We start from the raw sequence: 7234 nt of genomic DNA, 5'->3' as shown, positions 1-7234 counted from the left end.
ACGACGAGCAACTGGTGGCGACGGACATCTCGCCGATCACGTGGCGCAAGCTGGCTTCGCGCTGGAATCGTGGGATCGCCAGGCCGGGCAAGGGGGTGGATGGGTCGGTGAAGACGCACAGCATCCGCTTGAAGAAGACGGCCGAAGGCAAGCCGCCGGGCTACTTCGTCGAACAGATCGAAGACTGAGCCAGCGTGCTGGCCGGGCGGGTCGGGGGCGTGTAGCCCCCCAGGAACCCGTCCGGCTTCGAGTCGAGTTGTTCGCAATACCCCCTACAGAGAACAGAAATGAGTCAGAACCATAAGGTGACCTTCCGCTTTGCCGACGGTGCCAGTCGTGCGATCGATGTCGGTGACGATCAGAACGTGCTTGATGTGGCGCTGGCGGCCGACGTGCCCTTGATGCACCAATGCCGCTCCGGTAGCTGTTCCAGCTGTGTTGCCCATCTGGTCGATGGTCGGGCTGCGACGCGGGCGGGCGCAAGTTCCACCTTGCTCGCCAGCGAGTACGCGGCAGGTCAGCGTTTGCTGTGTGTGACCCAGGCCCAGGGCGATTGCACGTTCGAGCTGCCTTACGGCAGTGAAGAGGGCGGCGTGGTACCGACCGAGGCTCATGCCTTTGTCAACGCGGTGGAGCCGATTGCTTCGAATGTGGTCAAGCTCTCGCTCGAGCTCGCCGATGGTCAGTGGTTGAGCTTCAAGCCCGGGCAGTTCGTGCAGGTCGAGGTGCCGGGCGTGGGGCAGTTGCGCAGCTACTCCCCGGTGTCCACCGAAGCGGATCTGCCGCAGCTCGATCTGCTGATCCGGCTGTTGCCCGAGGGCGTCATGTCCAGCTGGCTGAGCAAGCAGGCGAAAGTCGATGATGTGGTGAAGCTCAAGGGACCCTACGGCGCCTTCTTCCTGCGTGAGAAGCGCCGGGCGCCGCACATCTTTGTTGCCGGCGGTACCGGTCTGGCGCCTGTGCTGTCGATGATCGACCGCATCCGCCAGCTGGGTGGTCGCAAGCCGCCGATGCTGCTGAGCTTTGGCTGTGCCACTTCGGATGCGCTGTTCTACCTCGATGAACTCGAGTTGCGCCGTCAGTGGTTGCCTGGGCTGGATGTGCGCATCTGCGTCGACCGCGAGCCCGGCAGCTGCTACCACAACGGCAGCCCGGTGTCGGCGCTACGCGCCGAGGATGTGAGCGATCCCGACACCGTGGCCTACCTGTGTGGACCGCAGGGCATGATCGACGCCGCCACCGCCCGCCTGATCGAGCTGGGGGTGGCGCCAGGCAATGTGTTCAGCGAGCAGTTCGTCCCCAGCAACTGATAAAGAAAACGGAGCGCCCCGACCATGACCGAAACCATCCAGCGGCCTTTCTCCGCCGAACAGCAGCAGTGGTACGAGCAGGCTTGTGCCCGCCTGAATCCCGAACGGCTCAAGCAGTTGCTGTTCGCCATCACCGACATTCACAGCCCGACTGGCGCCGCGAGGGCAGCCAGCGAGTTCATGGCGGGACACTTGAGTGAAGCGGGGCTGAAAGCGCGTTACCAGCCCATGACCGACACCAGCGGCAATGTGCTGGCGGAGTACCGTGGCAGCGGTGGCGGTGCGGCACTGATGCTGTATGCGCCGATCGACACCCACCTGGAATGCGACGACGCCGAGCGTGCCTGGACCCGGGGCTGGACCGAGGCCGACATGCAGCCGCGGGCCAAGATGGACGGTGACTGGGTGTTCGGCCTGGGCGCCTCCAACCCCAAGGCGATGGTGGCGACGCTGACCGAGATTGCCACTGCGCTGATCGAATCGGGTGTGCCCATTCGCGGTGATCTGCTGGTCGGCATGGCCGATGGTGGCATGCCGGTAGACGTGTCTGCGCGCCAGCATGCCGGCATGTCGAATGGTGTGCTGCACATGCTCAACCGTGGTGCAGCCGCAGACTTTGCCGTGGTGATGAAGCCGTGGAACTGGGTGTATCACGAGGAACCGGGCATGGGCTGGTTCAAGCTGCGGGTGCACGGCACCCTGGGCTATGCCGGCGTGCCGCGCGGGACCCCCGGTTTTCGTAGTGCGGTGGTGCCGGCCGCAAAGGTGATCGAAGACCTGGAGGCATGGCTGATTGCCTACGCCGAGCGCAATACGTCGGGCGTGGTCGCGCCGCATGGCTGGATTTCCGGCGTGCGCTCGGGTGACCCTGAGCGTGCGGCGTTTCCGTCGGCAGTGACCGAGATCTTCTTCGATGTGCGCATCAACCCGCGTACCTCGCCGGCCGCGGTCAAGGCCCAGTTTGCCGAATTCGTCCGCGACCTGCAGCAGCGCCGGCCGGAACTGGTGCTCGACTGGGAGATGTACGGCTCGGTACCGGGTGGGACCACCGATGAGCGAAATTGGGTGATCCAGTCGGCCAAGCGCGGCTGGGAGCATGTCGAACAACGCCCGCATGGCACGCCCGACCTGCTCGGCGGCCAGACCGATGGCACGGCGCTGCGCCGCTATGGTGTGCCCACGGCGCGCATCGGTTGGCCGTGGCCCGCCCAGGGCTCTCCCGAGGTGCTGGCGGAAGGGCTGGGTGGCATGGGCGCGACCTACATCCCCGACCTGATGCCGTGTGCCCGCAAGATCATGTACATCGTCATCGACACGCTGACTCGTGGCCGTGACGAACTCGGTCTTTAAGCGTCTTTCACCGTTTGCAGGAGTCCGGGCATGAGCAAGAAAGTGAAGATGATTTTTCCCGTTCCGATGAGCGAGGCAACGCGGCCGATGGTGGAGGCGCAACTGCCGCCCGGCGTACGCCGGCCCGACATCGAGGTGGAGTTTGTCGGGGCGGGCCGGGTGATGACCCTGGCGGACAGCTATTACGACATGGCGATCATGGAAATGGCGGTGATCGAGGCGGGCATGCGCGCCGAGGCCGAGGGCTTCGACGCGGTCTGCATCAACACCGTCAGCGACTCCGGCCTCGCGGCCTTGCGTGCGCGGCTGTCGATTCCGGTGCTGGCGCCGGGGCAGAGCGCCTTTCACGTCGCCTGCATGCTGGGCCACAAGTTCAGCGTGCTGACGATGTGGAAGCGCTGGTTTCCACTGTATCGCAAGACCATCAACGAGTATGGGCTGGGTTTGCGGCTGGCGTCGATCCGCGCCATTGAAGTGCGCCCGGACACCGAGGCCTTGCTGACCGGCAAGGAGGAGGTGGTATTCGGCAAGCTCGAGGCGGAAGCCTTGCGTGCGATCGAGGAGGACGGCGCCGATGTGATCGTGCTGGGGTCCACCACCATGCATCAGTCCCACGCCTATCTGGCCAGTCGCTTGCCCGTGCCGGTGCTCAACCCCGGGGTGGTGGCCTACAAGCTGTGTGAGATGTTCCTGGATCTTGGGCTGGTGCAGAGCCGCACGGCCTATCCGGCACCCGAATCGATCAAGGACGAGGCGTTTGCAGCGCCCGGAGCACGTTCATGACAACTGACGTTCATCGTGACCTTCAGCCGCCGGAAAGCCGCTTTGTCACCGTCGATGGTGTGCGCATGCACTACCACAAGGTTTCCGGCCCTGTGGATGCGACGCCAGTGATCTTTACCCATGGCGGCGGTCCCGGCTGCACCAGCTGGAACAATTTCCGCCTGAGCGCGGCCGCCTTTGCCGCGCACCACCCCTGTTATTTCGTCGATCTGCCCCAGTACGGCGGGTCGGACATGGCGTGCGTCGAGGGACCCTTCTTCTCGTGGCATGCGGCAAAGCTGCTGGGGTTCATGGACGCGCTCGGGATCGGGCAAGCCCATCTGGTCAATCAGTCGCTTGGCGGTTGTGTTGCGATACCGCTTGCCGCCCGTCATCCCGAACGGGTGGCACGACTGGTGATGATTGGATCACAGCCGGTGTCACGCGGTGTGCTCAGTCCGCTGATGCTGACCAGCAAACACGGCCGCGGCATCATTTCCGACTACTACCTGGAGGAGGGCGGTCCCAGCCTGCCGCGCATGCGTCGCCTGATCGAGCGGCTCGAGTTCCTGCGCGATGACCGGGTAGACGACGACAACGTACGCCTGCGCTTTGCCGCAAGTGACAACCCCGGCTTCATCGCCTTGCTCAAAACCGCCGGGGCCTTTGGTGAGCGCGAGGATCTGGAGCCGATGCTCGCCCGGGTGCAGTCTCCTACCTTGATCTGCTGGGGATTGCACGACTGGTTCGGTGGTATCGACGTCCCCATGTACCTGCTCAACCGCATGCGGGATGCCCGCCTGCACGTGTTCGGCAAGGGGGCACATCACCTTCAAAGCGAATGCCCCGGTGAATTCAATGCGGTGGCACGCGCATTCCTTCAGGAGGGGACGCAATGACCGCGATCACGATGGAAGACTGGCATTACCTGGAGATCTCCGAGCTTGCGCCGCTGCTCAAGCGGCGGGCCTTGTCGCCAGTGGAGCTGGTACGCAGCCAGCTCGACCGCATCGAGAGTCTGGAAGGGCGACTGCATGCCTATGCCCGGGTGATGGCCTATGAGGCGCTGGAGGCAGCGAGCACGGCCGAGCTCGAGATCGAGCGTGGCAACTATCGCGGACCCTTGCATGGTGTGCCCGTCGCGGTAAAGGACCTGTTCTGGACCCGCGGTGTCGCGACTGCGGCGGGGACCACGATTTACCGTGACTTCGTCCCACAGCAGGATGCCACGGTGGTTCGCCGCCTGCGCGAAGCGGGGGCAATCATCCTGGGCAAACTGCAGCTGACCGAGGGCGCGTTTGCCACCCATCATCCCACCCTGAGCCCGCCGGTGAACCCCTGGGGGGCGAATCACTGGACGGGGGCTTCCTCCAGCGGCTCGGCGGTGGCGACCAGCGCGGGTCTGTGCTTTGCTTCGCTGGGCACCGACACCGGTGGGTCGATCCGCTTTCCCTGTGCGGCCAATGGGCTGACCGGGCTGAAGCCGTCATGGGGCCGGGTCAGTCGTCACGGCATGTTCGAGCTGGCGGCGACGCTCGATCATGTCGGTCCAATCGCACGTTCTGCGCGCGACGCCGCATTGCTGTTCCAGGCGATCGCAGGTCCGGATCCGCTCGATCCGACGTCACAGCTGACCACCGTGGTGCATGACACTGCGTCATTCGACAGCCTTCGCGGCCTGCGCATCGGGCTGGATTCCGCCTGGAATGCGCGCGCCACCGATGGCGAAACCCTTGCTGCGATGGAGAGCGTCGTACGTGCTCTCCAGGCCTTGGGGGCAGAAATCGTCGAGGTGAAAACGCCCGAGTCCTGGCATGTTGCCGGCGAATGGGAGGTGCTGTGTGGCGTGCAGACCGCGGTGGCGCATGCCGACACCTATCCGGCCCGGGCGAGCGAGTACGGACCGGCGCTGAGCCGCTTGATCGATGTCGGACGTAGCGTGGATGGCATGCGCTACCAGCGCGCCATTCTTGAAGGCATGGCCTTCACCGGGCGCATGACGGCCTTGCTCGACACCCTGGACATGCTGTTGGTCCCGGTACAGCCTTTTGCCGCTCCGACCCATGAGCAGTTGGGGGCCCTGGCTCAGGATCCCGAACTCAACCAGCGCCTGATCCAGTTCACCGCGCCTTTCGATGTCAGTGGTCATCCGGCCCTGACCCTGCCGGGCGGGTTGACTGCCGGCGGCATGCCGATCGGTTTCCAGCTGGTCAGCCGCAAGGGTGCAGAGGGCCTCTTGTTGCAGGCTGGTCAAGTCTTCCAGGGCGCGACGCAGTGGCATCGTCGTCATCCCCAACTCTGAGTGCAGGAGCCAATATGAACGATCATTTTCCCGGCAGCTTTGCCGACCTGACCATTTCCGGTGCAATGGCCAGCATCGCCGCAGGCGAGACGAGCTGTGAATCGCTGGTCCGGACTTATCTTGAGCGGGCGATCGCACAACCCGAGTTGAATATCTTCATCACCCTCGATGCCGACGGCGCCTTGCTTGCGGCCCGTGAGGCGGACAAGGCCCGCGTGGCGGGCAAAGCGCCGGGTCCGTTGGCGGGAATACCGCTGGTCATCAAGGACAACATCCATGCAGCAGGCCTGCCGGCCACGGCCGGGACGCCGGCGCTGGCGAAATTCGTGCCTGCCGGGGATGCCCCCACGGTGCAACGATTGCGCGATGCCGGGGCCATCGTGGTCGGCAAGACCAATATGCACGAGCTGGCCTTCGGCGCGACGGGATACAACCATGCCTATCATCACCCGGATGTGGTGGGGGTGCGCAATCCGTATGACCCGTCCCGCATCGCCGGGGGCTCGTCTTCCGGAAGCGCCGCGGCGCTCGGTGCCCGTATGGCGATGGCGGCGCTGGGCACCGATACCGGTGGCTCGATGCGGATTCCTTGCGCCCTCAACGGCTGTGCTTCCTTGCGTCCGTCGTGGGGGCGGTATTCCGGAAAAGGGGTGATCCCGATTTCCAACAGCCGGGATGCAGTCGGGCCAATGGCGTTGTGCATGGCCGATGTTGCCTTGCTCGATGCGGTGATCACTGGCGAGGCAGCGCTGCCGCCCGTCGAACTGGGGCGTCTGAGGCTTGGGGTGGCGAAGGGGTTCTGGGCCAACCTGGATGCGGATACCGACGCATTGACCCGTTCGGCCATTACCCGTCTGGAAGCGGTTGGGGTGCAATTCATCGAGGTTCCCGAGGCGCGATTGCAGGAACTCAACGAGCCGATCGGCTTTCCGGTGGTGTTCCACGAAGCCTACGATGACATGGTGGCCTATCTGCGTGAGCAGGGACCGGGCATCTCGATCGAGGCGCTTTACGAAGGGATTGCCAGTCCCGATGTGAAGGGCCTCTACAAGGATCTGGTCCTGGCGCGCAAGACCTTTGGCCCGAACGGGACGCTGGTCGATGTCGGCCCGGTGTATGAGGAAGCGGTCAAACATGGCAGGCCGGCGCTCAAGGCGCATTACCGGGAGTTGTTCGAGCGTCATGCGCTGGATGCCTTCGTGTTCCCGACCACGCCGATCGTCGCCCCGGTAGCACGTCCCGAAGTGAGCCTGCCGGAGAACTTCCACCTACTGATCCAGAACACCGAGCCCGCGGCCAGTGCCTGCCTGCCATCGATCCAGTTGCCGATCGGTCTGGGGGCGTCAACAGGTTTGCCGGTGGGGCTGGAGCTTGATGGTCCGGCAGGGCAGGATCGCCGCATGCTGGCCATCGGGATCGCCATTGAGGCAGTGCTGGGACGTATCCCGGCTGCAAGGTGAGGCGCTCGTCCGGCTGACACGAGTCGGATCCTTGTTGCGCATCTTGCGAC

Annotated in this window: 6 protein-coding genes and 1 pseudogene; all 7 read left to right on the top strand. The window is 64.6% G+C overall.

Features of this window, described 5'->3' with window-relative positions; genetic code table 11:
• Positions 1–188: pseudogene (locus DNK49_RS20395) on the top strand (Rieske 2Fe-2S domain-containing protein); the annotation flags it as partial.
• Positions 189–287: 99 nt separating this feature from the next.
• Entirely contained in the window at positions 288–1310 is a 1023-nt protein-coding gene (locus tag DNK49_RS20390) for an FAD-binding oxidoreductase (RefSeq protein ID WP_110529159.1), read from the top strand.
• 24 nt (positions 1311–1334) lie between these two features.
• Entirely contained in the window at positions 1335–2660 is a 1326-nt protein-coding gene (locus tag DNK49_RS20385; RefSeq protein WP_110529156.1) for a M20 family metallopeptidase, read from the top strand.
• Between the two features lie 30 nt (positions 2661–2690).
• Positions 2691–3443: an aspartate/glutamate racemase family protein gene (locus DNK49_RS20380; RefSeq protein ID WP_110529153.1), complete on the top strand. Its 753-nt coding sequence runs from the start codon at positions 2691–2693 to the stop codon at positions 3441–3443.
• Complete coding sequence (locus DNK49_RS20375; protein ID WP_110529150.1) at positions 3440–4321, top strand: alpha/beta fold hydrolase; 882 nt, start codon at positions 3440–3442, stop codon at positions 4319–4321. The genes DNK49_RS20380 and DNK49_RS20375 overlap by 4 nt, the downstream gene beginning before the upstream one ends.
• Positions 4318–5724, top strand: a complete 1407-nt coding sequence (locus DNK49_RS20370) for an amidase (protein WP_110529147.1) — start codon at positions 4318–4320, stop codon at positions 5722–5724. Before DNK49_RS20375 ends, DNK49_RS20370 begins: the two co-directional genes overlap by 4 nt.
• A gap of 14 nt (positions 5725–5738) precedes the next feature.
• Positions 5739–7184, top strand: a complete 1446-nt coding sequence (gene iaaH / locus DNK49_RS20365; protein ID WP_110529144.1) for an indoleacetamide hydrolase — start codon at positions 5739–5741, stop codon at positions 7182–7184.
• Positions 7185–7234: the final 50 nt, after the last annotated feature.

The sequence above is a fragment of the Parazoarcus communis SWub3 = DSM 12120 genome (assembly GCF_003226565.1).
In the GTDB taxonomy this organism is placed as follows: domain Bacteria; phylum Pseudomonadota; class Gammaproteobacteria; order Burkholderiales; family Rhodocyclaceae; genus Parazoarcus; species Parazoarcus communis.
The sequence above is the reverse complement of the archived record's forward strand: the minus strand, read 5'-3'. Positions and strand labels throughout refer to the sequence as shown.